Origin of the sequence: Streptomyces sp. NBC_01460 (assembly GCF_036227405.1) — a bacterium.
Taxonomy (GTDB): Bacteria; Actinomycetota; Actinomycetes; order Streptomycetales; family Streptomycetaceae; genus Streptomyces.
The window spans coordinates 5,114,245-5,138,920 of record NZ_CP109473.1; the positions used below are offsets into that span (position 1 = coordinate 5,114,245).

The window sequence follows — 24,676 nt, forward strand, 5'->3', positions numbered from 1 at the left end:
CGGGCTCAGTGCTTGATGTCGCCGGGCGTGTAGTGCCCCGGGGTCAGCCGCGCGGTCACGCCGAACCGGTTCCAGGCGTTGATCACGGTGATCGCGGCGATCAGCTGGGCGAGCTCGGCCTCCTCGAAGTGCTTGGCGGCCTTCGCGTAGACCTCGTCGGGCACGAAACCGTCGGTGAGGACGGTCACCGCCTCCGTCAGCTCGATGGCCGCCAGCTCCTTCTCCGTGTAGAAGTGCTGCGACTCCTCCCACGCGCTGAGCTGGATGATCCGCTCGACGGACTCGCCCGCCGCGAGGGCGTCCTTCGTGTGCATGTCCAGGCAGAAGGCGCAGTGGTTGAGCTGCGAGGCGCGGATCTTCACCAGCTCCAGCAGGACCGGGTCCAGGCCCTTACGGGACGCCGCGTCCAGCCGGACCATGGCCTTGTAGACGTCGGGGGCGAGCTGGGCCCACTGCAGACGGGCGGGGTGTTCGGGGGCGTTGGCGGTGGGCGTGTGATGCGTGTGCGTCGTCATGCGTTCGACGCTAACGGCCGGATGGCGCACCGGTATGGTCCACTTCCATGACAGATTCCTGGGCCGCTTTCGGCGCCGACCTGCACATCGAGCCCATCGGCCCGGGCCTCCGCAGCGGGCTGATGGACGCGCTGCGGGAAGCCGTACGGACGGGGCGGCTGACGCCCGGTACCCGGCTGCCCTCCTCCCGGACACTGGCCGCGGACCTCGGGATCGCGCGCAACACCGTCGCCGACGCCTATGCCGAGCTCGTGGCCGAGGGCTGGCTCACGGCACGGCAGGGCTCGGGGACCAGGGTCGCGCGGCGGGCCGACGCGCCCGGTCCCGTCGGGCGGGATCCCCGGGCCCGGCCGGTGCGGCGGCGCCCCGCCCACAATCTGATGCCGGGGTCCCCGGACCTCTCGGCCTTCCCGCGCGCCGAATGGCTCAAGGCCACCAGGCGCGCGCTCACGGCCGCTCCCGACATGGCCTTCGGGTACGACGACCCGCGGGGGCGCGTCGAACTGAGGGCCGCGCTGGCGGACTATCTCGCGCGGGCCCGCGGGGTGTACGCGGATCCCGAACGCATCGTGATCTGCTCCGGGTTCGTCCACGGGCTGACTCTGATGGGCAAGGTACTGCGGCGCCACAAGGTGCGGCGGACCGCCGTCGAGTCCTACGGCCTGGACATCCACTGGAATCTCCTCGCCGAGGCGGGGCTGACCACCCCGTGCATCCCGGTGGACGGGCTCGGGGCCAGGACCGGGGCGCTGGGAGAGGTGCCGGGTGTGGGGGCGGTGCTGCTGACTCCCGCCCACCAGTTCCCCACGGGTGTCCCGCTCCATCCCGACCGGCGGGCGGCGGCGGTCGACTGGGCGCGTTCCTCGGGCGGGCTGATCCTGGAGGACGACTACGACGGCGAGTTCCGCTACGACCGCCAGCCCGTGGGCGCGCTGCAGGGGCTCGATCCGGAACGGGTCGTCTACATGGGGACGGCGAGCAAGTCGCTGGCCCCGGGCCTGCGGCTGGCCTGGATGGTGCTGCCCGAGGAACTGGTGGAGGAGGTGTGCGAGGCGAAGGGCGGCTTCGACTGGATGTCCGGTGTGCCGGACCAGCTGACGCTCGCCGAGTTCATCGCGTCAGGGGCGTACGACCGGCATGTGCGGGCCATGCGGCTGCGCTACCGTCGCCGCCGCGACGAGCTCGTGGAGGCGCTCGCCGAGCGGGCACCGGGCTTCCGGGTGAGCGGGATCGCGGCGGGGCTGCACGCCGTGCTCGAACTCCCCGAGGGGACGGAGCAGTCGGTCGTCCAGGCAGCCACCTGGCAGGGGCTCGCGCTGGAGAAGCTCTCGCGCTTCCGGCACCAGGACGCGGAGCCGGGGCGGGACGGGCTGGTCATCGGTTACGGCACGCCGTCGGAGAGCGGCTGGGCAGGCGCGCTGGACGCGCTCTGCCGGGTGCTCCCGTAGGCGGGACGCCGCTGTGGCGAGAGAACGCGCGACACCGGGTTTCAGCCGTGCGTGCCATGCATCTAATCTGACTGGCAGTTCGCAGGCGGGCAGACGCCGGCTTGTCGGTACGACGGGGAGACAGCACATGGACACGCGCAGGCGCAGGCTGAGGTCGAGCACCGTCGTGCTCGGAGGCATGGGAATGCTCGCGGCCACGCTCACCGCTTGCAGTTCGGAACCGGACGAGCGGTGCGTCGACCGGGTGACCCAGGAGATCCTGCCGAGCTACGAGTGCGAGGACAGCAACGGCAGCGGTACCTACTACTACGGGGGCAGCAGCCACAAGAACCGGATGTCCGGCGGCAGTTTCGACAAGTCCGCGGTCGATCGCGGCGGATTCGGCTCCTCCGGCTCCAGCGGCGGCTGACCCCCTCATGGAACGCCGCACCACGGACCCGCGCCCGGGCTGGCAGGAGACCGTCGAGGAGCAGGGGCTGATCTACCCCCTGACCCGCTACCCGGACGGGTCACTGCGCCCGTACTGGGACGAGAGCGCCTACTACGTGTTCTCCCTTCCCGAGGTCGAGGCGCTGGAGGAGGTCGTGGAGGAGCTCCACACGATGTGCCTGGCCGCGGCCGCGCACATCGTCGAGCGCGACCGCTTCGCCGATCTCGGCATCACGGACGCCCGCTTGGCGCGGCTGATAGCCGAGTCCTGGCGACGCCGTGCCGAACTTCCTTCCCTGTACGGCAGGTTCGACCTTCGGTACGACGGGACCGGCCCGGCCAAGATGCTGGAGTACAACGCCGACACCCCCACGTCGCTGGTGGAGGCGGCCAGCCCCCAGTGGTTCTGGATGGAGGACCGCTTCCCCGGGGCGGACCAGTGGAACTCGCTGCACGAGCGTCTCGTCGACGCCTGGAAGCGGCAGGCCCCGCTGCTGCCCCCCGGTCCCCTGCACTTCGCCCACTCCGACGGCGACGAGCTGGGTGAGGACCTGATGACGGTCGCCTATCTGCGGGAGACCGCCGAGCAGGCGGGGATCGCCACCGAGGCGCTCTCCGTCGAGCGGATCGGCTGGGACCGGCTGTCCGGCCGCTTCGTCGACGAGCGGCTCCGCTTCATCCGCAGCTGCTTCAAGCTGTACCCGTGGGAGTGGCTGGCGACGGACCGCTTCGGTCCCCATGTGCTGGACACCCTCGACAACGGCGGTGGCACCGGCAGCACCTGCTGGATCGAACCCGCCTGGAAGATGCTCCTCTCCAACAAGGCGCTGCTGGCCATCCTCTGGGAGCTGTACCCGGGCCACCCCCATCTCCTCCCCGCCTATCTCGACGGCCCCCGCGAACTGGCCGGGGCCGGCGCCGCGGGGTACGTCGCCAAGCCGCTGCTCGGCCGTGAGGGCGCCGGGGTCACCGTCCACGAACCGGGCAGCGCTCCGGTGCTGCGCGACGAGCCCTGCTGCTACCAGGAGCTGGCACCACTGCCCGACTTCTCGGGCAACCGTGTGGTGCTCGGCGCCTGGGTGGTGGAGAACGAGGCCGCCGGACTGGGGATCCGGGAATCGGCGGGGCTGATCACGGACGAGTACGCCCGCTTCCTGCCCCACGTCATCCTCTGAGCCGGCGGCCCCGGCAGCCTCGGCAGTCAGGGCCGGTGACCGGCAGCCCCGGCCGCCCGGCCGGTCCGGGCCGGCCTGGGTCACCGCCCCTCGGACCGGCCGGCGCCGCCGGTCAGCTGGTCACCCGCTCGGCCGGCCGCCCGGCCAGCACGCCGCGGAGCTGTTCCAGGCCCCAGTCCAGGTCCTCCTTGCTGATCACCAGGGGCGGGGCGATCCGGATCGTGGAGCCGTGCGTGTCCTTGACCAGCACACCGCGGTCCATCAGCTTCTCCGAGATCTCCCGGCCGGTCCCGAGAGCCGGGGCGATATCGATCCCCGCCCACAGGCCTCGGCCCCGCACGGCCTCCACCGCGCCGCCGCCCGTCAGCAGGCCCAGCTCGCGGTGGAGATGGTCGCCCAGCTCCGCCGCGCGCTGCTGGAACTCACCGGTACGGAGCATCGCGATCACCTCCAGGGCGACGGCGCAGGCCAGCGGATTCCCGCCGAACGTCGATCCGTGCTCGCCCGGCTTGTGGACCCCCAGGACGGCGGCGGACGAGACCACGGCGGAGACGGGCACGACACCACCGCCCAGCGCCTTGCCCAGGACGTACATGTCGGGCACGACGCCCTCGTGCTCACAGGCGAACGTCCGGCCGGTGCGGCCCAGACCCGACTGGATCTCGTCGGCGATGAAGAGCACGTTCCGATCGCGGGTCATCTCCCGCACTCCGGCGAGATAACCGGACGGCGGGACCAGCACCCCGGCCTCGCCCTGGATCGGTTCCATGAGCACCGCGACGGTGTTCTCCGTCATCGCCTCGGAGAGCGCGGTCAGATCCCCGTACGGCACGATCTCGAACCCTGGTGTGTACGGGCCGTAGTCGGCCCGCGCCTCGGCGTCCGTGGAGAAGCTCACGATCGTGGTCGTCCTGCCGTGGAAGTTGTCCGCGGCCACGATGATCTTCGCCATCCCGTCCGGTACGCCCTTGACGCGGTACCCCCACTTGCGGGCCGTCTTCACCGCCGTCTCCACCGCCTCCGCCCCCGTGTTCATGGGGAGGACCATCTCCATGCCGCAGAGCTCGGCGAGCTGCGCGCAGAACTCGGCGAACCGGTCGTGGTGGAAGGCACGTGACGTCAGCGTCACACGGTCGAGCTGTGCCTTGGCCGCGTCGATCAGACGTCGGTTGCCGTGTCCGAAGTTGAGCGCCGAGTAGCCGGCGAGCATGTCGAGATAGCGGCGCCCCTCCACGTCGGTCATCCAGGCGCCGTCCGCCGAGGCGACGACGACCGGCAGCGGGTGGTAATTGTGTGCGCTGTGCGCCTCGGCGGAGGCAATGGCGGTTTCCGTGGTCGACACGGGATCTCCGTTCGTCGTGCGGCGTGGGCGCGGGTGGTGCCCACTTTGTATCGTCGGTCGGACGCGGGACACGGAAACCTTCCGTGCGCGGCGCGCCTCGTGGACCCCCTTTCCGGGCCTCGCCCTCGCGGTTCCGCTCCCTCCGCCGATCAGCCGTCGAGGAGATCCTGACGCCGGCGGGGCTCCCGCCGCCGCGCTCCGGACCGCAGGACCGCCGACGTCAGCGCCGACCCCACGGCCAGGCCGGCCCACCCGCAGGACCGCCCGGCCTCTCGGGACAGCATCACCTTGGATACACCGGCCGGATCGCTGAGGTTCCGCCTGCTGCGGCCTCTTTTCGGTGACCGCTCAGAGCGTGGACTCGGCGATCTCGCGCGCCCGTGCCGGCGAGTCCACGCCTTCCAGCCGGAAGGTCATCCGTCCGTCCCGCATCCACAGCAACGTCGGCCCCGAGGTCCGTTCCGTCCGGACCCAGCGGTCGCCGTGCTCCCCGATCATCATGAATTCCAGAAGATGAGGCTCCGCGAACCACGCCGCTGCGGACGTGCTCCCCGCCGTCCGCCCTTCCCCGCCGTCGCCCTGCTCCAGCTCCAGCCACTGCGGCTCGGTGCGCACCTGCTTGGTGACGTACGGATCGAGACCGGCCGTGAACGCGTCGAGGCGTATCGCCCGCCCGCCCTCCCGCCAGCACAGCGTGACCATCGACCGGCCCTCCGGCAGACCCGTCACCGCGACCGTGTCCGGTGGGCCGAGCACGCCGGGCACGACCGGCCGGAAGCCCGCGCGCCGGGCCGCCTCCGGCATGGACACCGGGGCGCCGCAGGCCGGCCCTTCCGCCTCCCGCCCCGGAAGACCCTCCGGTGGTTCCGGGGCCCACCGCACCTCGACCCCGCCGAAGCCGAACCACTCGACGACCGCGGCCCGCACCGGCGGCGTCAGCACCAGCACGACCAGCAGACCGGAGCAGGCGGCGGCCAGGACCCTGAGACGCCGTCGGGACCACACACGGATCCGCTCCAGGCACCCCGCCGGCTCCCGCACGGGCGCGGGCACCCCCTCGGCGACGATCTGCGCCATGACCCGCTCGGCCATCGTGGCGCCGTCGGTCTCCGGCACGCCCGGCCCGCCGCCCAGCGCCATCAGCTCGGCCCGCAGCCGCGCCCGCCGCCCGTCCTCCGGACGCCCGGGCTCATCCTCGGCCCGCAGCCGCGCCCGCCGCCCGTCCTCCGGACGCCCGGGCTCATCCTCGGCCCGCAGCCGCGCCCGCCGCCCGTCCTCCGGACGCTCGGGCTCATCCGCGTCCCTCGCGTCGCTCATCGCTTCTCCCCGCCTTCCCCTGCGATCCGGCCGTCCCGCTCAGGGCCCAGCTGTCCGCCGAGCCGCCGCTCCAGCTTCCTCAGCGCACGATTCAGCCGGGACTTCACCGTCCCCCGGGGCCAGCCGAGGGTCTGCGCCGTCTCCGCCTCGCCCATCTCCAGGAGATAGCGGCAGGTCACCACCTGGCGCTGCTCCTCGCTCAGCTCGTCCAGTGCCGCCGTCAGGAGCGTCCTGCGCTCCTGTGCGAGGGCAGCCACCGCCGGGTCCGCCGCATCGGGTATCACCGGGTCCGCTCCCTGGTAACAGGCCTCGCGTCCGGCCACCGCTCGGGCACGCCCTGCCGAGCGGACCGTGTTTCTGGTCTCATTCATCACGATGCGCAGCAGCCACGGCCTGAACGGCGCTCCGTCCCGGAAACGGCCCAGGGCCCGGTACGCCTTGAAGAAGGCCGCCTGCACCACATCCTCCGCGTCCGCCCCCGCTCCGAAGGCGACCGCGGCCCGCAGCGCGACGCCCGTATGGGCACGCACCAGCTGCGCGTATGCCTCCGCGTCCCCCGCGCGCACGCGGGCGATCACCCGGGCCTCGTCGTCGGCACCACCCCCCGACGGCCCTCCGGCACGCCCGACAGCACCACCCCCACCCCCGTCGTCGATGGCACGGCCCTCCTCCGGGCCCGGCTCCAATGCCCCCTCCAGCGTCCTCACATCTTTCCTACACCGGTTGCCGGAGATCGGTTCCGCACCTGAGACAATGAGTGCATGGCCTCTGATCGACCCCGCGTGCTCTCCGGAATCCAGCCCACCGCAGGCTCGTTCCACCTCGGCAACTATCTCGGTGCGGTCCGCCAGTGGGTGGCGCTGCAGGAGTCCCACGACGCCTTCTACATGGTGGTGGACCTGCACGCGATCACCGTGCCGCAGGATCCGAAGGAGCTCCGGGCCAACACCCGGCTCGCCGTCGCCCAGTTGCTGGCGGCCGGGCTCGATCCGGAACGCTGCACCCTCTTCGTGCAGAGCCATGTGCCCGAACACGCCCAGCTCGGCTGGATCATGAACTGCCTCACCGGCTTCGGCGAGGCGTCCCGCATGACGCAGTTCAAGGACAAGTCCGCCAAGCAGGGCGCGGACCGCGCGACCGTGGGCCTCTTCACCTACCCGGTGCTCCAGGTCGCCGACATTCTTCTCTACCAGGCCAACCAGGTCCCGGTCGGCGAGGACCAGCGCCAGCACATCGAGCTCACCCGTGACCTCGCCGAGCGTTTCAACGGCCGTTACGGCCCGACCTTCACCGTCCCGGCGCCGTACATCCTCAAGGAGACGGCGAAGATCTTCGACCTCCAGGACCCGGCGGTCAAGATGAGCAAGTCGGCCTCCACGCCGAAGGGGCTCATCAACCTCCTCGACGACCCGAAGGTCACCGCCAAGAAGGTCAGGAGCGCCGTCACCGACACGGACACCGTGATCCGCTACGACGCGGAGAAGAAGCCCGGCGTCAGCAACCTGCTGAGCATCTACTCCACCCTGACCGGTACCGCCGTCACGGACCTGGAACAGAAGTACGAGGGCAAGGGCTACGGCGCGCTCAAGACCGACCTCGCCGAGGTCATGGTGGAGTTCGTCACCCCGTTCCGGACCCGGACCCAGGAGTACCTGGACGACCCGGAGACCCTGGACGCCCTCCTGGCCAAGGGCGCGGAGAAGGCCAGGACCGTCGCCGCGGAGACCCTGGCGCAGACCTACGACCGGATGGGTCTTCTGCCCGCGAAGCACTGAGTCCAAGGACCCTGGCGAGAGCACGGCCGGAGGGGCCACACTGACGTCGGCACGACCGAAGAACGACCTTCGAAGATTGAGGAGAACGATGTGGGGACCGTAACGCTCGGCGTTTCGATCGCGGTCCCGGAGCCGTACGGCAGCCTGCTCCAGGAGCGGCGCGCGAGCTTCGGGGACCCTGCCGCGTACGGCATCCCCACCCACGTCACCCTTCTCCCGCCGACCGAGGCCGAGGCGGCCGACCTGCCGGCGATCGAGACCCACCTCTCCCAGATCGCCACGGCCGGACGCGCCTTCCCGATGAGGCTGTCGGGCACGGGCACCTTCCGGCCGCTCTCGCCGGTCGTCTATGTCCAGGTGGTCGAGGGCGCCTCGGCCTGCTCCTGGCTCCAGAAGCGGATCAGGGAGGCCTCCGGGCCTCTCGTGCGCGAGCTCCAGTTCCCGTACCACCCGCACGTGACCGTGGCGCACGGCATCGCTGAGGAGGCGATGGACCGCGCGTACGAGGAGCTCTCGTCGTACGAGGCGGCCTGGGCCTGCGGTTCCTTCGCGCTGTACGAGCAGGGCACGGACGGCGTCTGGCGCAAGATCAACGAGTTCCCGTTCGGCGCCGGCGGCGGTGCGCCGGCCGTGCCGGCCCAGGGCGGCAGCTCCACGGACCAGCCGTCCCTGCGCCCCTGACCCCGGCACCGGTCCGATCGGCCTAGGTCCCGCACCGGTCCGATCGGGGCCGGTCCCGTGCCGCCTGACAAGGACGTGGCCGACGCCCGCCCGACGTCAGGCGCCGGTCGTCCCCCGGGGGGCACGGTCCCTACCGCACCGGCAGGCGCCGGAACAGCGGACGCGGCACGTGCCGCAGAGCCGACATCACCACCCGCAGCGCCCCGGGGACCCAGACCGTCTCCGAGCGCCTCCTCAGACCCGTCACGATGGCGTCCGCGACCGCGCCCGGTGTCGTGGCGAGCGGTGCCTCCTCACGTCCCGCCGTCATGCGCGACCGCACGAAGCCGGGACGCACCACCATCACGTGCACCCCCGTCCCGTGCAGCGCGTCGCCCAGCCCCTGCGCGAAGGCGTCCAGGCCCGCCTTGCTGGAGCCGTAGATGAAGTCCGCGCGCCGGGCACGTTCACCGGCCACGGACGAGAGCACCACCAGCGACCCGTGTCCCTGCGCCTGCAGTGCGCCGGCGCACACCAGCCCGGCGGAGACCGCCCCCGTGTAGTTGGTCTGCGCGACGCGCACCGCGGAGAGGGGCTCCTCCTCGTCGCGGGCCTGGTCCCCCAGGACGCCGAAGGCCAGCAGCACCATGTCGATGTCGCCGTCGGTGAAGAGCTTCCCGAGCACCTCCTCGTGGGACGCGGAATCGAGCGCGTCGAAGGCGACGGTGCGGACGTCGGCGCCCAGCTCGCGGAGCTCGGACGCGGCCCGCTCCAGGGCGGGGGAGGGCCGCCCGGCGAGCCGGACGGTCCGGGTGCGGCGGGCGATCAGCCGCCGCGCGGTGGCCAGGCCGATCTCCGAGGTGCCGCCGAGAACGAGCAGGGACTGCGGGGCACCGAAGGCGTCCTTCACGGGATTACTCCTAGCGGGGATGACGGAGAGCGCGGTCGAGCGGACGGAGGAACGGAGACGGACGGGCGGGGGAGCGACAGGGCCGAGGCAGCGGACGGATGCGCCATGACGGAGCGCATCCCGCGGCCCTGAGTCTCAGAGCGCGAGGCGGCGGGAGAGGTCGGAGCGGAAGGCCCCCGTCGGGTCCAGCTCCTCGCGCAGGGCCCGGAACTCCGGGAGCCGCGGGTACATCGCGGGCAGCAGCCCGGGCCGCATCCGCGCGTCCTTCGCCAGGCACACCCGGCCGCCGGCCGCCGCCACCTCCGCGTCGAGGCCGTCCAGGAGGCGCGCCAGACCGGGCAGACCGGCGGGCAGCCCGAAGGAGAGGGTCCAGCCGGGCGCCGGGAACGAGAGCCAGCCCGGACCGCCTTCGCCGAAGCGCTTGAGCACGGCGTGGAAGGCGGGGGTCCGGCGCAGGGTGATCTGCCGGACGATGCGGTGCAGGGTCTCCTCGTGGCCGTGCCCGAGGGTGAACTGGTACTGCACGGAGCCGGACCTGCCGGGGACACGGGCCCAGTCGGGGGCGGCGTCCATGGGGTGGAAGAAGGTGGAGATCTTCTGCAGCTCCCCGGTCCGCGAAGCGGGGGAGCCGCGGTGACGGAGCTCGTTCAGGAGTGCCGCCGGGGTGCGGCCGAGCAGCCCTTCAGGGATGAGGACCGCTGCGGGAGGGAGCTTCCCCGGGCGGAAGGCGAGCGCCGTGCGCCGAGCGCGCGCCGGAAGCGCGTCGAGGGGCGCGTGCTCCCCACGGGTCACGATCGCGCGCCCTGTCGACCTTCCGCGCGCCAGGAGGTCGATCCAGGCCGCGGCGTACGGGGTGTGGTCGCCGCAGGCGCTCAGCCGGGCCAGCGCCCCGTCCAGATCGGCCGCCCGCGCGGTGTCGACCGACATCAGGGAGGTGGCGACGGGGCGCAGGCCGAGGGTGGCTGAGAGGATCACGCCGGTCAGCCCCAGGCCACCCGTGGTCGCGGCGAACAGATCGGTGCCCGGCAGCACCGTACGGACCTCGCCGTCCGCGGTCAGCAGTTCCAGGGAGCGCACGTGCCGGGCGAAGGAGCCCGCGGTCCGGTGGTTCCTGCCGTGCACATCGGAACCGATCGCTCCACCGACGGTGACCTGCCGGGTCGCCGGGGTGACCGGGAGGAACCAGCCGAGAGGGAGCAGCGTCGCCATCAGGCGGTGCAGGCTCACCCCGGCATCGCAGACCACGGTCCCCGCGACGGCGTCGACCGCCCTGATCCTGTCCAGCGCCGTCATGTCGACCACGGAGCCGCCCGCGTTCTGCGCGGCGTCGCCGTGCGCGCGGCCCAGGCCCCGGGCGACGACCCCGCGGGGCCCGCGGCCCCGCACGGCGACCGCGGCGTCTTCGTACGTACGGGGGCGGAACCGCAGCGCGGTCGTCGGGGCGGTGCGGCCCCAGCCGGTCAAGGACACCGTGTCGACGGACATGGTGGTGACCGTATCGCCCAACAAAACCCTTTTGAGGGATTTGTTACAGCACTCACCGAAAAGGGTGATTGGTGTCCCAGGAGGCTCCGGACATCGGTTTTCCACGCCCGGAGGGGTACGCGTACGTCATGGACTGGCTGAAAAAACTTCCCGTCATCGGGCCGCTCGTCGCACGGCTGATGATGACGCACGCCTGGCGCTCCTACGAGACGCTGGAACGGGTCCACTGGGCGAGGCTCGCCGCGGCGATCACCTTCCTCAGCTTCCTCGCGCTCTTCCCGCTGATCGCGGTCGGCGCGGCGATCGGCGCCGCGCTGCTCTCGCCCCAGCAGCTCGACAAGATCGAGGACAAGCTCGCCGACCAGGTGCCGGGCATCTCGGACCAGCTCGGCATCGACAACCTCGTGGCCCACGCGGGCACGGTGGGGGTCGTCGCCGGTGTGCTGCTGCTCTTCACCGGCATCGGATGGGTCGGCTCGATGCGGGACTGCCTGCGCGCCGTGTGGGAGAAGGACGACGTGGACGAGGGGAACCCCGTCGTCCGCAAGCTGAAGGACGCGGGCCTGCTCCTCGGCCTCGGCGGCGCGGCGCTCGTCACGCTCGCCGTGTCCACCGTCGCCTCGACGGCCATCGGCTGGACGGTCGACCGCCTGGGCATCCCCGAGAACGGCGTGGGCGGGGTGCTGCTCCAGGTGGCCGCCGTGGCCGTGGCGGTCTTCGCCGACTTCCTGATCCTGCTCTACCTGCTGACCCTGCTGCCCGGGGTGGAGCCGCCGCGCCGCCGGCTGATCGTGGCCGGGCTGGTGGGCGCGGTCGGCTTCGAACTGCTGAAGCTGCTGCTCGGCAGCTACATGCGGGACGTCGCGGGGAAGAGCATGTACGGCGCCTTCGGTGTGCCGATCGCCCTCCTCCTGTGGATCAACTTCAGCGCGAAGCTGCTGCTGGTCTGTGCCGCCTGGACGGCGACACCCAGCAAGGACGAGGAACCGGCGGACGAGGAGGACGCGGCCGTCAGTGACGGGGGAGACGGCGCACCAGGTCCGGCAGCGGCCAGCGCCGGTTGACCAGGAACACCGCACCCGCCAGGACCACGAGCGCTCCGCCGGCGATGGCGAGCGCCGTCCAGACCCCGTTGGTACCGGCCGGTCCGGTGGCGGCCGCTGCGGCCGGGTGCTTCTTCTCGGCCTTGTCCGCACCCGCCGCGGGTGTCGAGTCCTTCGCGGGCACGGCGGACCTCGGCGGCACCAGCTCGCCCACCGGGGTCACCTTGCCCTCGCTGGCGAAGCCCCAGTCGAGCAGGTGGGCGGCCTCCTTGTAGACGGCGTGGCTCTCCTCGGACGAGGGGTTCATGACCGTCACCAGGAGGACCTTGCCGTCGCGTTCGGCGATGCCGGTGAAGGTGTTGCCCGCGTGTGTGGTGTAGCCGTTCTTGACGCCCGCGATGCCCTGGTACGGATCCACTCCGATGTCACCGGTGATCAGCCGGTTGGTGTTCCTGATCTCGAAGGTCTCCCGCTTCTTGCCCTTCTTCTGCTCGCCGGGGAACGTCGCCGTCGCCGTCGCGGCGTACTCGCGGAAGTCGGCCTTCTGCATCCCGCTGCGGGCGAACAGGGTCAGGTCGTACGCGCTGGAGACCTGCTTCGGCGCGTCGTAGCCGTCGGGTGAGACGACCGTCGTGTCCAGCGCCTGCAGTTCCTCCGCGTGCCGCTGCATCGCGGCGACCGTCGCGGGCACGCCGCCGTACATCTCGGACAGCACATGCACCGCGTCGTTGCCGGACTGGAGGAACACGCCGAGCCACAGGTCGTGCACCGTGTAGGACTGGTCCTCCTTGACGCCCACCAGGCTGCTTCCCTCGCCGATGCCGGCGAGCTCGTCCTCGGTCACCAGGTGGGTCATCGTCTTCGGCTGCAGGGCGGGCAGGACCGTGTCGGCGAAGAGCATCTTCAGGGTGGAGGCGGGCGGGAGCCGCCAGTGCGCGTTGTGCGACGCGAGCACCTTGCCGTCCTCCGCGTCGGCGACGATCCACGACCGCGCGGTGAGCTCCTTGGGCAGGACCGGGGCGCCCGGACCCAGGTCGACCTGGGTCCCCACCTCGCCGAGCCGCTTGCCGCCCACGGTCGACATCTGACCGGTCGGCTTCGGCTGTTTGTCGTCGGTCTTGTCCTTGTCGGCCGCCCCCGCGGGGCTGACGACACATACGGACAGCAACGCGGCAGAGAGGACCGTCATCACGGTCTTTTTCAGAGCAGGCACGGTCGGAAACGTACATGGCGTTGCTGAGGATGGGGACACGGATGGCTTGACCCGCCGTGCATACCGCCGGGTCGGCCCACCCCGGGCGTGGGGACGGAAAGGCGGCGGCGATACTGATGCCATGAAGCTCAGCCGCCCCGTCTCCTGGTTCCTGCTCGTCTTCGGAGCGTGGAGCTGGGTCATCTGGGTCACCTTTGTCAAAAATCTGTGGAAGGACGGCAGCGGGCTCGCGTTCGACGACGCGGGCGACCCGACCGCCTACTTCTGGGTCCATCTGCTGCTCGCCGTCACCTCGTTTCTCCTGGGGACGGCTGTAGGGGTCATCGGGTTCCGTGGTGTCAGGGCCTGGCGCCGCGAAGGCAGATGACGCCCCGGGTGCGAGCGGGCGTCCGGACAAGATCGTTTCAGCGGGGGAGCGTACGTGATCGTGGTCTTCGTACTCGTGGCGGCCGCGGTTCTCGCGCTGCTCGCGGGAGTGCACCGGTATGTGTGGCGCCGCCTGATCGGTGACACGACGCGGAAGGGAAGCCTCGCCCGCAGGGCGGGCACGGTCGCCGCCTTCGCGCTGCCGTCGCTGAGCGTCGGGGCCCTCGTCTCCAGCCGGGCGGGTGTGCCCTTCCCCGTGCAGCAGGTGCTCGCCTGGCCGGGCTACCTGTGGCTGGCAGCCCTGCTCTACCTGACACTGGCCCTGCTGGTGGGTGAGGCCGCCCGCCCCCTGCTGCGCCGCGTCCTCGCCCGCAGGGCCGGAGCGGCCGGGAGCGCGGCTCCGCACACGAGCGAGGCGCCGGACCCGGCCGCCGAGCGGGTGACCCGGTCCGCGGCACCCGACACCGGCTCCGGCACGGGCAGCACCCGTACGGATGTCGCGCCGCGCCCCGAGGCCACCGCCCCGGCCGTCGCCGACCCCTCCCGGCGGCTGTTCGTCGCCCGCGCGGTCGGCGGAGCCGCCGCCGTCGCCGGGCTCGGCACCGTCGGGTACGGCACCTACAGCGTGCTCCGCGGCCCCCGCACCAAGCGGATCACCATCCCGCTCGCCGGACTGCCGCGCTCCGCCCACGGCTTCCGGATCACCATGGTCAGCGACATCCACCTGGGGCCCGTCCTCGGCCGCGCGCACACCCGGCGCGTCGTCGACGCGATCAACGCGACCAGCCCCGACCTGGTCGCCGTGGTGGGAGACCTCGTCGACGGATCGGTCGCCGACCTCGGCTCCGCGGCCGAGCCGCTCGCGCAGATCGAGGCCCGTCACGGCAGTTACTTCGTCACCGGCAACCACGAGTACTTCTCCGGTGCCGCCGAGTGGGTCGACCACGTACGCGAACTGGGCCTGCACCCGCTGGAGAACGCCCGCGTCGAGGTCGCCGGCTTCGACCTCGCCGGAGTCAACGACGTCGCGGGCGAGAGCGAGGGCCAGGGCCCCGACTTCGCCCGCGCACTCGGCGACCGGGACCGTGGCCGCGCTTCGGTCCTCCTCGCGCACCAGCCCGTCGTCATCGACGACGCCGTCGAGTACGGCGTGGGTCTCCAGCTCTCCGGCCACACCCACGGGGGCCAGCTCTGGCCCGGGAATCTGGTGGCCGAGCTCGCCAACCCGACCGTCGCCGGCTACGAACGCTACGGCGACACCCAGTTGTACGTCTCGCGCGGTGCGGGCGCGTGGGGTCCGCCCGTACGCGTCGGCGCCCCCTCCGACATCACCGTGGTGCAACTCGCTTCCCCGCAGGCCTGAGTGCGAAACCTGTGAAACAACACTCTGACCTTCCATATGTGAATATCGTGTGATTAAGTGACGGTGAACATGCGGCCGTGATGCGGTGAGGTGCGCCTCCATGCACGCGAGCCGGGGGTGGGTTGGCAAGGGAGCACGGCAATGCGGTTCATCCGTCTACGGATTCTCGCGATTCTGGCCGTATTGGTCATCGCAGGCGTCGGCGCCTGGCAACTGCTTCCCTCGGACGAGGTGAACGAGTCGCCGATCACGGTGGGCACGTCCGACGAAGTGACCTCGCTCGACCCGGCCGGCGCCTACGACGCAGGCTCCTGGGCGATCTACAGCAACCTCTACCAGTCGCTGATGACTTTCAAGTCCGGGGCGGTCGTGCCGGAACCGGACGCGGCCAAGAGCTGCGGCTTCGTCGGTCAGAAGCTCCAGACGTACCAGTGCGTGCTGCGGGACGACCTGACCTTCTCCAACGGCCGTAAGATCACGGCCGCGGACGTCCGTTACTCCTTCGAGCGGATGCTCAGGATCAAGGCCGACGCCGGCCCCTCCGTGCTGTTCCCCAGCCTCGACACCGTCGTGTCCGAAGGTCGGACGATCACCTTCAACCTCTCCGCGCGGGACGCGACGTTCCCGCAGAAGCTGGCGACGGGCGCCGGATCCATCGTCGATCCCACCCTGTACCCGAAGGACAAGCTCCGCACGGGCAACCAGGCCGACGGCTCCGGTCCGTACACCCTCAAGTCGTTCGAGCCCGGTGTCCAGGCGGAGCTGGTGCCCAACTCGTCGTACAGGGGCGCGCTGAAGCAGACGGGCGGGCCCGTCGACATCCGTTACTTCGACGGGTCCGAGGCGCTCCAGGCGGCCTGGACGGCCGGGGACGTCGATGTCACGCACCGTCAGCTTCCCGCCGAGACGCTCGCCGAGCTCGACCCGGGCGCCACCGACCAGCGCGTCACCGAGGCGGACAGCGCCGAGATCCGCAACCTCGTCTTCAACGTCCGTGAGGGATCGCCGCTCGCGGACAAGAAGGTCCGGCAGGCCATCGCCTGGCTCATCGACCGCGGGCCGCTGGTCACCAAGGTCTACCGGAACACCGTGGAGCCGCTCTACTCGCTGATCCCGCAGGGATACATCGGGCACAGCACCCCCTTCTTCGACTCCTACCCGCAGTCGGACCCGGCGCGGGCGCGGGCGCTGATGCAGGAGGCCGGGGTGCAGCTCCCGCTGCACATCACCTTCGCCCACCGGGACGACGACGCCAACAAGGAGGAGTCCACCGAGCTGGTCCGCCAGCTGGAGAAGGACGGACTGTTCGACGTCACGGAGAAGGCTGTCGAGTGGCAGGCGTTCCAGAAGGGGTACGCGGCCGGCGAGTACGACGCGTACACCCTGGGCTGGCTCCCCGACTTCCCGGACCCCGACACCTTCAGCCAGCCGCTCGTCGGCCGCGACAGCTCCCTGCACAACGGCTACACCAGCACGAAGATGGACGCGCTGATCGCCGCCACGCAGCAGTACAGCGACCGCGGCCGGACCTCGGCCGACTTCAAGGAGCTGCAGGAACTGGTCGGCAAGGACGTCCCGCTGGTCCCGCTGTGGCAGAAGAAGGACTACGTCGTCAGCAAGCAGTCCGTCTCCGGATCCCAGTACCTCTCCGACGGCACGGGGCTCTGGCGGCTGTGGGAACTCAAGTGGATCTGACGTCCACGCCCGGCAGGGAGCTCAGCCGGATCCGACGCCGGCGCCGACGCCGACGCCGGCGTCGGATCAGCCGGATCTGACGTCCGGCGGGGAGCTCAGCCGTCCCCGGCGTCCGGGCGGGGAGCTCAGCCGGGTTTGACGTCCCGCGTGCCGGACGGCCGGCCGGGCAGGAACTCGGCCAGCACGTCGTGGATCTGCCGCACGAGCGGCCGCAGCACCCGGAAACGGGAGAGCGCGATCGCCCGGGCGGCGATCGGGGCGGTGCGCTCGACGAGCCGGCGGCTGCGTTCCGTGCCCTCGGACCGGTCGTAGACCCAGAACAGCACGAGCCCCATCTGCATCAGCCACATCAACTGCGGCAGTATTTCCGCCAGTTCCGGATCCGCCTTGACGGAGGAGCCGGCCAGGCAGCGCTCGTGCACCGAGACGACCGCGTCCCGGGCCGCCGCCGACTCCTCCGAGAAGGGGGAGAGAGGGCTGTCCGGGTCCGCTGCGTTCTTGAAGAACTGCGCGGCGAAGCGGTGGTGCGGGCCGGCCACGTCCAGCCAGGTGAGCAGTACTCCCCGGATGCGTACGGCGAGATCCCCGTCCCCGGCCAGGACGGGCTGGACCGCCGTCTCGTGGTCGGCGGCGAGACGGTCGTAGAAGCCCTGGACCAGGTGCTCCTTCGACGAGAAGTAGTAGTAGGCGTTCCCGACGGAGACGCCTGCCTCCTGGGCGATCGCCCGCATCGTCGTCCGGTCGTATCCGCGCTCCTCGAAGAGCCGGAGCGCGGTCTCCAGGATCCGGGTGCGGGTCTGCTCACTCTTCGGCGCCCCGGACTTCCCGGTCGCCCGGTCGCCTCCGGCCGGCTTCGAGCCGTCCGAGTCCTTCACGTACTTCTCCTGCTCCACCACGCTCCCAAGGCTAACCGGGAGTACCCCACGCCGGATCCGGCGGCCCGGACGGGTGCGGCACTCCCCGGTGCCCGCACCCGGCCCGGGGGCCTGGTCCGGGCTCCTCGGCTCAGGCGCTCATCGAACGCGCGGTGTTGACCTGGGACATGACCCACTGGAAGGTCTCGGGGCCCGTCGCCGGGATCATCGTCTGGTGGTGCCGTCCACCGCTGGTCACCGTGATCTGCACGAAGCCGGTGGTGCGCTTCTCCTTCATCAGGAGGAACAGCAGCCCGATGAGGCAGAACAGTGCGAAGACGATCGCCAGCACGATGCCCACCGTCGGGATCTTCTCCTCGGTGCGCGACATGTCGGTCGCCGTCCACACCGCGCCCTTGAGCGGCAGGGTGCCCGACGGGGTCACGATGCCGTCGTTCATCACCGTGATGTCACCGAGCGAGAGCATGGGCACGCCGCCGCCCTGCTGCACCGGCAGGTTGAAGCCGGGTTCGGTCGGCTGGCCGGGGCCCGGGTAGCCGTAGCCGGGGCCGGGCTGCGCCGCTCCGTCGGGCAGCGGCTGCGGGTAGCCGTACGCCGGAGTGGCGCCCGGCGCGGGGTAGCCGTAGCCCTGTCCGTCCGGCATCGTGGGCGGGTTGCCCGGCGGCTGGGGCGGGCCCCACTTGTATGAGTCGTCCGCGTACGGATTCGGATCGCTCACAACGTTCCCCGTTCTCCATCAAGCCATCTGCTCCCGCGCTGTGCTGCACCGGGAGACGTGAGCCGGTCACCGGCTCCGCATGACCGTACCGTCCCGGCCCGTCCGATGCACGAAGAGGCCCCGTTCCCCGCACGGACCGTGCGGGGAACGGGGCCTCTCGGTGCGACCCGTGGGTCAGAAGCGGCGGGTGATGAGCGCGCGCTTCACTTCCTGGATCGCCTTGGTGACCTCGATGCCACGCGGGCAGGCGTCCGTGCAGTTGAACGTCGTGCGGCAACGCCACACACCGTCACGGTCGTTGAGGATCTCCAGACGCTGCTCCCCGGCCTCGTCACGCGAGTCGAAGATGAAGCGGTGCGCGTTGACGATGGCCGCCGGGCCGAAGTACTGGCCGTCGTTCCAGAACACCGGGCACGAGGACGTGCACGCGGCGCACAGGATGCACTTGGTGGTGTCGTCGAAGCGCTCACGGTCCTCGGGGGACTGCAGGCGCTCGCGGGTCGGCTCGTTGCCCTTGGTGACGAGGAAGGGCATGACGTCGCGGTAGGCCTGGAAGAACGGGTCCATGTCGACCACGAGGTCCTTCAGGACCGTGAGGCCCTTGATGGCCTCGACCGTGATCGGCTTCTCCGGGTTGATGTCCTTGATCAGCGTCTTGCAGGCGAGCCTGTTCTTGCCGTTGATCCGCATCGCGTCGGAGCCGCAGATGCCGTGCGCGCAGGAGCGCCGGAACGTCAGCGTGCCGTCCTGCTCCCACTTGATCTTGTGAAGGGCGTCGAGCACACGCTCCTTCGGGTCGATCGAGATCTGGAAGTCCTGCCACTCGACCTCGTCGGTGACCTCGGGGTTGAAGCGGCGGATCCGGAACGTCGCCGTGATGTACGGGGTGTCGGCGAAGCCGGCCTCGGGCTCCGGGGCCTTGTCCGACTTCTCCAGGGTGGGGGTTGCCATCAGTACTTACGCTCCATCGGCTGGTAGCGGGTCGTGACGACCGGCTTGTAGTCGAGCCGGATCGACTCGGTGCCGTCGTCCGCGACCTCGCGGTACGCCATGGTGTGGCGCATGAAGTTGACGTCGTCGCGGTTCGGGTAGTCCTCGCGGTAGTGACCGCCGCGGGACTCCTTGCGGGCCAGCGCGGAGGTCGCCATGACCTCGGCCAGGTCGAGCAGGTTGCCCAGCTCGATGGCCTCCAGCAGGTCGGTGTTGAACCGCCTGCCCTTGTCCTGGATGGACACGTCGAGGTAGCGCGCGCGCAGCTCGGCGATCTTGTCGACCGCGGTCTTGATGGTCTGCTCGGTGCGGAACACCATCACGTTGGCGTCCATGCACTCCTGCAGCTCCGTGCGGAGCGCGTGGACCCGCTCGGTGCCCGTCGAGTTCCGCAGCCGCTCGACCTGCTCCTGGACCAGCTGCGCCGGGTTCTCGGGAAGCTCGACGAAGTCGTTCTTCGCGGAGTACTCGGCGGCGGCGATGCCCGAACGGCGCCCGAAGACGTTGATGTCGAGCAGCGAGTTGGTGCCCAGACGGTTGGCGCCGTGCACGGAGACGCAGGCGACCTCGCCGGCGGCGTACAGGCCCGGGACGACGGTGGTGTTGTCGGCCAGCACCTCACCCTCGACGTTGGTCGGGATGCCGCCCATGGCGTAGTGCGCGGTCGGCTGGATCGGGATCGGGTCCGTGTAGGGCTCGATGCCGAGGTACGTACGCGCGAACTCGGTGATGTCCGGGAGCTTCGCGTCCAGCTGCTCCGGCGGGAGGTGCGTGAGGTCGAGGTAGACGTGGTCGCCCTCGGGACCGCAGCCGCGGCCCTCACGGATCTCGGTGTAGATGGAGCGGGACACGACGTCACGGGACGCGAGGTCCTTCATGACCGGCGCGTACTTCTCCATGAAGCGCTCGCCGTCCTTGTTGCGGAGGATGCCGCCCTCACCGCGGGCGCCCTCCGTCAGCAGGATGCCCATGCGCCAGATGCCGGTCGGGTGGAACTGGAAGAACTCCATGTCCTCCAGCGGCAGACCCCGGCGGTAGCAGGCGGCCTGGCCGTCACCGGTCAGGGTGTGCGCGTTCGACGTCACCTTGAAGAACTTGCCGGTGCCGCCCGAGGCGTAGATGACCGACTTCGCCTGGAAGACGTGGATCTCGCCGGTGGCCAGCTCGTAGGCGACGACGCCGGCGGATTTCTTGACGCCGTCCTCCTCGACGACCAGCTGGTCCAGGACGTAGAACTCGTTGAAGAATTCCACGCCCTCCTTGACGCAGTTCTGGTACAGCGTCTGGAGGATCATGTGGCCGGTGCGGTCGCCCGAGTAGCAGGCGCGGCGGACCGGGGCCTCACCGTGGTTGCGGGAGTGACCGCCGAACCGGCGCTGGTCGATCTTGCCCTCGGGCGTACGGCCGAACGGCAGGCCCATCTTCTCCAGGTCGAGGACGGCGTCGATGGCCTCCTTCGCCAGGATCTCGGCGGCGTCCTGGTCGACCAGGTAGTCGCCGCCCTTGATCGTGTCGAAGGTGTGCCACTCCCAGTTGTCCTCCTCCACGTTGGCCAGCGCGGCGGCCATGCCGCCCTGCGCGGCGCCCGTGTGGGAGCGGGTGGGGTAGAGCTTCGTCAGCACGGCGGTGCGGCTGCGCTTGGTCGACTCGATGGCCGCGCGCATGCCGGCGCCGCCGGCGCCGACGATGACGGTGTCGTACTTGTGGATCTGCATGGTTTCCTCTGGTCCCTCTGTCCCGGCGCCTAGCGGATGTTCGGGTCGAAGGTGAAGATCACCAGCGTGCCCAGCAGGACGGTGAACACCGTGGCGGTGTACAGGAGCATCTTCAGCCAGAAGCGGGTGTTGTCCCGTTCGGCGTAGTCGTTGATGACCGTACGGAGGCCGTTGGCGCCGTGCAGCATGGCGAGCCACAGCATCGCCAGGTCCCAGACCTGCCAGAACGGCGAGGCCCAGCGGCCCGCGACGAAGGCGAAGCCGATCTTGGACACGCCGCCGTCGAGCACCAGCTGGATCAGCAGGTGGCCGATGACGAGGACGACCAGCACGATGCCCGACAGGCGCATGAAGAGCCAGGCGTACATCTCGAAGTTCGTGCGCGAACCCTTGGGGGTCTTGCCCGTGCGCTGGCGCGGGGGCTCGATCACCGGGGCCGGGTTGTCGACGTCGAAGAGGCTCACGGCCTCGACGTCGCCGATCGCCGACGACGAAGGAGTCTCGGTTGACATTGGCCTCAGCTCCCGAAGACTTCGCGTACGGCGTGGCCGAGGACGGGGTACAGCGCCCCGACCATCAGCACGATCCAGATACCGAGGACGGTCCAGAGCATCTGCTTCTGGTAGCGCGGGCCCTTGGCCCAGAAGTCCACGGCGACGATGCGGAGACCGTTCAGCGCGTGGAAGAGGATCGCGGCCACCAGGCCGTACTCGAGCAGCGCGACGAGCGGGGTCTTGTAGGTGGCCACGACCTCGTCGTACGCCTCGGGGGAGACACGCACGAGTGCGGTGTCAAGGACGTGTACGAACAGGAAGAAGAAAATGAGGACACCGGTGACTCGATGAGCCACCCAGGACCACATGCCTTCCCGGCCGCGGTACAGCGTTCCAGCCGGCACGGAAGAACCCTCCGGGAGCGGGGATTGGGGTCGGCCGGCTTGACTGTCGGTCTGACCCGGCCGGGTACGGTCCACCGGCCCTGGCCATCGTAGCGACGCTTTGTCGGTTCCATGGCGGCGGGGCCTCCGGTGTGATCAAAGCTGCAGCCAAACAGGCACGGACGGGCTACCGCGGGTCATATGCCACCGGGGGGAACGGGCCGGGCGCACGGTCCGCCTCCGTCACCAGCTCGATGATGCGGCCCCGGGCGAGTCGCCGCATCTCCTCCGCGGTGAGGGAGCGCTCGTCGTCCGGTTCGTGTGCCAGCCGGGTCCGGATCGCGGCCAGCACCTGGTCGACGTGCTGGGAGGGGTGCACGCCGTCCAGGCAGATCACGAAGGCGTGGCCGAACCGGCTCTCGTACGCGGCGTGCGCGGCGCGGAGCGCCAGATGGGCGGCGCGCGGCGCGTCGTGGTGCAGGCAGGGCGCGCTCTCCGCGGCGAGGGCCTCGGCGAGATCCGGGGGCGCCAGGTCGTAGCCCGCCTCGTCCGCGCCGGCCAGCAGGGTGTCCACGTCCGGGTAGGGGCGGTGGGCGGCCATCCGCTGGGCCCAGCGACTGCTGCCGCAGCACTCCCGCAGAGCGGCTTCGGCGAGCTCGCGTGGCCAGGTGTTGAAGCGGCCGAGACCTCTCGAGTGGGCACTTCCGCGTGGACTCGCCGACACTGGTTCCGGAACGGGGGCCTCCACCTGGGCCTCCCTAAGGACCGGGGCGAGGCCTCGGTGCTGGACGGGAACGGTCGTCCGCCCTGCCTGCTGCGGTGGATTCGGCAGGTCGGCGTGGGACTCGCTGGACCTGGACAGCGGGACTCCTCGAATGAATGACATCTGTGACCCTGGAGAGGGGTCGGAGAGCGAAGAGGTTGTGCGGAGGCTGGAGTGAGGACTGATTCGTATGTGCCTTCACGCTAACGAGGCCGGGCGACGCACAGCCGAAGGATGCGAGAAATTCACCCGGACGGGAGAGTTTCGGAACGCTTGATGGACGAATCCTCGGGGGAAATGCCCGTCTTTCTCATCTTCTTTGAACTGTTTCTCCCCCGATCCGGAGGTTTCTGACCGATGTCGCCCTCACGTGCACCCCTGGTGGCCGGCGCGGCCGTCGCGGCGGCCGCCGCTGTCACCCTGACCGTCGTCGTCTGGCCCGAGGGCTCCGGTCCCGGCGCCCGGAGCGGTGCGTCGGCCTCCCGCACCTCCGCCGCGCCGTCCCCCAGCCGGAGCTACCCGCTCTCCACGACGCCGCGGACCATACCCGCGGTACGCGAGCACACCGCCGCACGCGGGCCCGGCTGGAAGCCGGGCGAGAACAGTACGGTCGTCGCGGCCGATCCCGAGCTCGCCGACGAGGCGAAGCTGCTCGCCCGGGAGCTGAAGATCGACTACCGGGGCGAGAAGTCCCCCCGCCCGGGCGACGTCGAGCTGGCGCTCTCGGGCAAGGGCGGACCGGAGTCGTACACCCTGAGGACCGAGGGCGACCGGGTCACCATCAGCGGTCCCGGCCAGGCGGGCGTGTTCTACGGGACCCGCACGCTCAAGCAGTCGCTGAACGCCGACGGCACCGTGCCCGAGGGCACGGTGCGCGACACCCCGGACCGTCCGCAGCGCGGACTCAACATCGACATCGCGCGCAAGCACTACAGCGCGGAGTGGATCGAGGACCGGCTGCACGAGATGGCCGACCTCAAGCTCAACCAGCTCGGCCTCCACTTCTCCGACGACCAGGCCTTCCGGATCGAGTCCGACACGCACCCCGAAGTGGTCTCCGAGGAGCACCTCACCAAGGCGGAGGTCCGCCGGATCGTGAAGCTCGCGCAGAGCCTCCACATCACGATCGTCGCCGAGATCGACTCGCCCGGACACCTGGGCGCGGTCCTGGAGGCCCACCCCGACCTGCGGCTGCGGAACACGCAGGGGGTCGTGCGGGAGGGCGCCATCGACATCTCGAAGCCCGAGTCGGCCAAGATCGTCGACGACCTGCTCAAGGAGTACGCGGAGCTCTTCCCCGGCGACTGGTTCCACGTCGGCGCGGACGAGTACCAGGCGCTCACCGTGAGCGACCCGGCCGCCTCCTACCCGCAGCTCGCCGCGGCCGCGCGGAAGAAGTACGGCGACGACGCCACCGTCCAGGACCTGGCGGAGGGCTGGCTGAACGACCGCGCCGCGGTGATCACCAAGGCGAAGAAGATCCCCAAGGCGTGGAACGACGGCTTCTTCGGCGGCGGGACGGTCACGGGCGACAAGGGCATCGAGGTCGAGTACTGGACGGGCAAGGAGATCGGCGCCCGGCCGCCCCAGGAGTACCTGGCCGAGGGCCGCAAAGTGATCAACCTCAACGACGAGTACCTCTACTACGTGCTCGGCGAGCCCAACGACTTCACGTACCCGACGGGTGAGCGGATCTACGAGCAGTGGACCCCGTTCGTCCTGCGCGGCACCGAGCCGGTGGCCGAGCGCTGGTCGAAGCAGATCCTCGGCGGCCGCTTCGCGGTCTGGGGCGACTTCCCGAACGCCCAGACCCAGGCGCAGGTGGCCGCCGGCATCCGCATGCCGCTCAACGCGGTCTCCCAGAAGCTGTGGGACCCGGGCAAGCCCGAGCTGAGCTGGGCCGAATTCAGGACACTGGCCGACGAGGTCGATTCGTCGGACTGAAACACAACCCCGTGGACATCGCCCGCGGGGAAGGGCTACGTTCCGTGAGCCGCGCGCC

Annotated in this window: 24 protein-coding genes; 10 read left to right on the forward strand and 14 right to left on the reverse strand. The window is 70.6% G+C overall.

Features of this window, described 5'->3' with window-relative positions; translation table 11 throughout:
• Positions 1–5: 5 nt before the first annotated feature.
• Complete coding sequence (locus OG488_RS23145; protein ID WP_329232020.1) at positions 6–515, reverse strand: carboxymuconolactone decarboxylase family protein; 510 nt, start codon at positions 513–515, stop codon at positions 6–8.
• A 47-nt stretch (positions 516–562) separates the two neighbouring features.
• Between OG488_RS23145 and pdxR the strand changes: the two genes are divergently transcribed.
• The 3 genes from pdxR to OG488_RS23160 all read left to right on the forward strand — a co-directional run bounded on the left by pdxR (position 563) and on the right by OG488_RS23160 (position 3,567).
• Positions 563–1,963 carry a MocR-like pyridoxine biosynthesis transcription factor PdxR gene (pdxR, locus tag OG488_RS23150; protein WP_329232022.1) on the forward strand — a complete coding sequence of 467 codons (1,401 nt, stop codon included), beginning with the start codon at positions 563–565 and terminating at the stop codon, positions 1,961–1,963.
• Between the two features lie 127 nt (positions 1,964–2,090).
• Positions 2,091–2,372 carry a hypothetical protein gene (locus OG488_RS23155; protein ID WP_329232024.1) on the forward strand — a complete coding sequence of 94 codons (282 nt, stop codon included), beginning with the start codon at positions 2,091–2,093 and terminating at the stop codon, positions 2,370–2,372.
• 7 nt (positions 2,373–2,379) lie between these two features.
• A complete protein-coding gene (locus tag OG488_RS23160; protein WP_329232026.1) occupies positions 2,380–3,567 on the forward strand; it encodes a glutathionylspermidine synthase family protein in 1,188 nt (395 codons plus the stop codon).
• A gap of 112 nt (positions 3,568–3,679) precedes the next feature.
• On the opposite strand, the gene rocD is transcribed toward OG488_RS23160, so the two are convergent.
• From rocD to OG488_RS23175, 3 genes are all read right to left on the reverse strand, one after another.
• Positions 3,680–4,909, reverse strand: coding sequence for an ornithine--oxo-acid transaminase (gene rocD, locus OG488_RS23165; protein ID WP_329232028.1), 1,230 nt, complete (start codon positions 4,907–4,909; stop codon positions 3,680–3,682).
• Between the two features lie 348 nt (positions 4,910–5,257).
• The gene (locus tag OG488_RS23170) at positions 5,258–6,226 is read right to left on the reverse strand and encodes a hypothetical protein (RefSeq protein ID WP_329232030.1); all 969 of its coding nucleotides are present in this window, start codon (positions 6,224–6,226) and stop codon (positions 5,258–5,260) included.
• Positions 6,223–6,933, reverse strand: coding sequence for an RNA polymerase sigma factor (locus tag OG488_RS23175; RefSeq protein ID WP_443074240.1), 711 nt, complete (start codon positions 6,931–6,933; stop codon positions 6,223–6,225). The genes OG488_RS23170 and OG488_RS23175 overlap by 4 nt, the downstream gene beginning before the upstream one ends.
• Before the next feature lie 54 nt (positions 6,934–6,987).
• On the opposite strand from OG488_RS23175, the gene trpS reads away from it, so the two are divergent.
• Together trpS and OG488_RS23185 are read left to right on the forward strand one after the other, a co-directional pair.
• On the forward strand, positions 6,988–8,001 hold the full coding sequence (trpS, locus tag OG488_RS23180; protein WP_329232031.1) for a tryptophan--tRNA ligase: 1,014 nt from the start codon (positions 6,988–6,990) through the stop codon (positions 7,999–8,001).
• A 90-nt stretch (positions 8,002–8,091) separates the two neighbouring features.
• Positions 8,092–8,682, forward strand: a complete 591-nt coding sequence (locus OG488_RS23185; protein ID WP_329232033.1) for a 2'-5' RNA ligase family protein — start codon at positions 8,092–8,094, stop codon at positions 8,680–8,682.
• Positions 8,683–8,812: 130 nt separating this feature from the next.
• Here the strand turns inward: OG488_RS23185 and OG488_RS23190 are convergent, their stop codons facing one another.
• Positions 8,813–9,571 carry a decaprenylphospho-beta-D-erythro-pentofuranosid-2-ulose 2-reductase gene (locus tag OG488_RS23190; protein WP_329232035.1) on the reverse strand — a complete coding sequence of 253 codons (759 nt, stop codon included), beginning with the start codon at positions 9,569–9,571 and terminating at the stop codon, positions 8,813–8,815.
• Positions 9,572–9,706: 135 nt separating this feature from the next.
• Entirely contained in the window at positions 9,707–11,056 is a 1,350-nt protein-coding gene (locus OG488_RS23195) for an FAD-binding oxidoreductase (protein ID WP_329232036.1), read from the reverse strand.
• 128 nt (positions 11,057–11,184) lie between these two features.
• Here OG488_RS23195 and OG488_RS23200 point away from each other — a divergent pair, with 128 nt between their 5' ends.
• Positions 11,185–12,120 carry a YihY/virulence factor BrkB family protein gene (locus tag OG488_RS23200; RefSeq protein ID WP_329238941.1) on the forward strand — a complete coding sequence of 312 codons (936 nt, stop codon included), beginning with the start codon at positions 11,185–11,187 and terminating at the stop codon, positions 12,118–12,120.
• On the opposite strand, the gene OG488_RS23205 is transcribed toward OG488_RS23200, so the two are convergent.
• Entirely contained in the window at positions 12,068–13,312 is a 1,245-nt protein-coding gene (locus OG488_RS23205) for a D-alanyl-D-alanine carboxypeptidase family protein (RefSeq protein WP_329232038.1), read from the reverse strand. The two genes, OG488_RS23200 and OG488_RS23205, sit on opposite strands and share 53 nt — an antisense overlap.
• Before the next feature lie 121 nt (positions 13,313–13,433).
• Between OG488_RS23205 and OG488_RS23210 the strand changes: the two genes are divergently transcribed.
• From OG488_RS23210 to OG488_RS23220, 3 genes are all read left to right on the forward strand, one after another.
• The gene (locus OG488_RS23210) at positions 13,434–13,679 is read left to right on the forward strand and encodes an SCO4848 family membrane protein (protein WP_329232041.1); all 246 of its coding nucleotides are present in this window, start codon (positions 13,434–13,436) and stop codon (positions 13,677–13,679) included.
• A 54-nt stretch (positions 13,680–13,733) separates the two neighbouring features.
• Positions 13,734–15,041 (forward strand): metallophosphoesterase, encoded by a 1,308-nt coding sequence (locus OG488_RS23215; protein ID WP_329232043.1) that lies wholly within the window; start codon positions 13,734–13,736, stop codon positions 15,039–15,041.
• A 141-nt stretch (positions 15,042–15,182) separates the two neighbouring features.
• The gene (locus OG488_RS23220; RefSeq protein ID WP_329232045.1) at positions 15,183–16,736 is read left to right on the forward strand and encodes an ABC transporter substrate-binding protein; all 1,554 of its coding nucleotides are present in this window, start codon (positions 15,183–15,185) and stop codon (positions 16,734–16,736) included.
• Positions 16,737–16,861: 125 nt separating this feature from the next.
• Here the strand turns inward: OG488_RS23220 and OG488_RS23225 are convergent, their stop codons facing one another.
• From OG488_RS23225 to OG488_RS23255, 7 genes are all read right to left on the reverse strand, one after another.
• On the reverse strand, positions 16,862–17,632 hold the full coding sequence (locus tag OG488_RS23225) for a TetR/AcrR family transcriptional regulator (RefSeq protein ID WP_329232047.1): 771 nt from the start codon (positions 17,630–17,632) through the stop codon (positions 16,862–16,864).
• Positions 17,633–17,741: 109 nt separating this feature from the next.
• Positions 17,742–18,329 carry a hypothetical protein gene (locus OG488_RS23230; protein WP_329232049.1) on the reverse strand — a complete coding sequence of 196 codons (588 nt, stop codon included), beginning with the start codon at positions 18,327–18,329 and terminating at the stop codon, positions 17,742–17,744.
• Positions 18,330–18,503: 174 nt separating this feature from the next.
• On the reverse strand, positions 18,504–19,280 hold the full coding sequence (locus OG488_RS23235; RefSeq protein WP_104788451.1) for a succinate dehydrogenase iron-sulfur subunit: 777 nt from the start codon (positions 19,278–19,280) through the stop codon (positions 18,504–18,506).
• Positions 19,280–21,034, reverse strand: coding sequence for a succinate dehydrogenase flavoprotein subunit (gene sdhA, locus OG488_RS23240; protein ID WP_329232052.1), 1,755 nt, complete (start codon positions 21,032–21,034; stop codon positions 19,280–19,282). The genes OG488_RS23235 and sdhA overlap by 1 nt, the downstream gene beginning before the upstream one ends.
• A 29-nt stretch (positions 21,035–21,063) precedes the next feature.
• Positions 21,064–21,546 (reverse strand): succinate dehydrogenase hydrophobic membrane anchor subunit, encoded by a 483-nt coding sequence (locus tag OG488_RS23245; protein ID WP_329232054.1) that lies wholly within the window; start codon positions 21,544–21,546, stop codon positions 21,064–21,066.
• A gap of 5 nt (positions 21,547–21,551) precedes the next feature.
• The gene (gene sdhC, locus OG488_RS23250) at positions 21,552–21,932 is read right to left on the reverse strand and encodes a succinate dehydrogenase, cytochrome b556 subunit (RefSeq protein WP_073744455.1); all 381 of its coding nucleotides are present in this window, start codon (positions 21,930–21,932) and stop codon (positions 21,552–21,554) included.
• A 166-nt stretch (positions 21,933–22,098) separates the two neighbouring features.
• Entirely contained in the window at positions 22,099–22,659 is a 561-nt protein-coding gene (locus OG488_RS23255) for a 2-oxo-4-hydroxy-4-carboxy-5-ureidoimidazoline decarboxylase (protein ID WP_329232056.1), read from the reverse strand.
• Between the two features lie 372 nt (positions 22,660–23,031).
• Here OG488_RS23255 and OG488_RS23260 point away from each other — a divergent pair, with 372 nt between their 5' ends.
• Positions 23,032–24,618 carry a family 20 glycosylhydrolase gene (locus OG488_RS23260; protein WP_329232058.1) on the forward strand — a complete coding sequence of 529 codons (1,587 nt, stop codon included), beginning with the start codon at positions 23,032–23,034 and terminating at the stop codon, positions 24,616–24,618.
• The last annotated feature ends 58 nt before the right edge of the window (positions 24,619–24,676 follow it).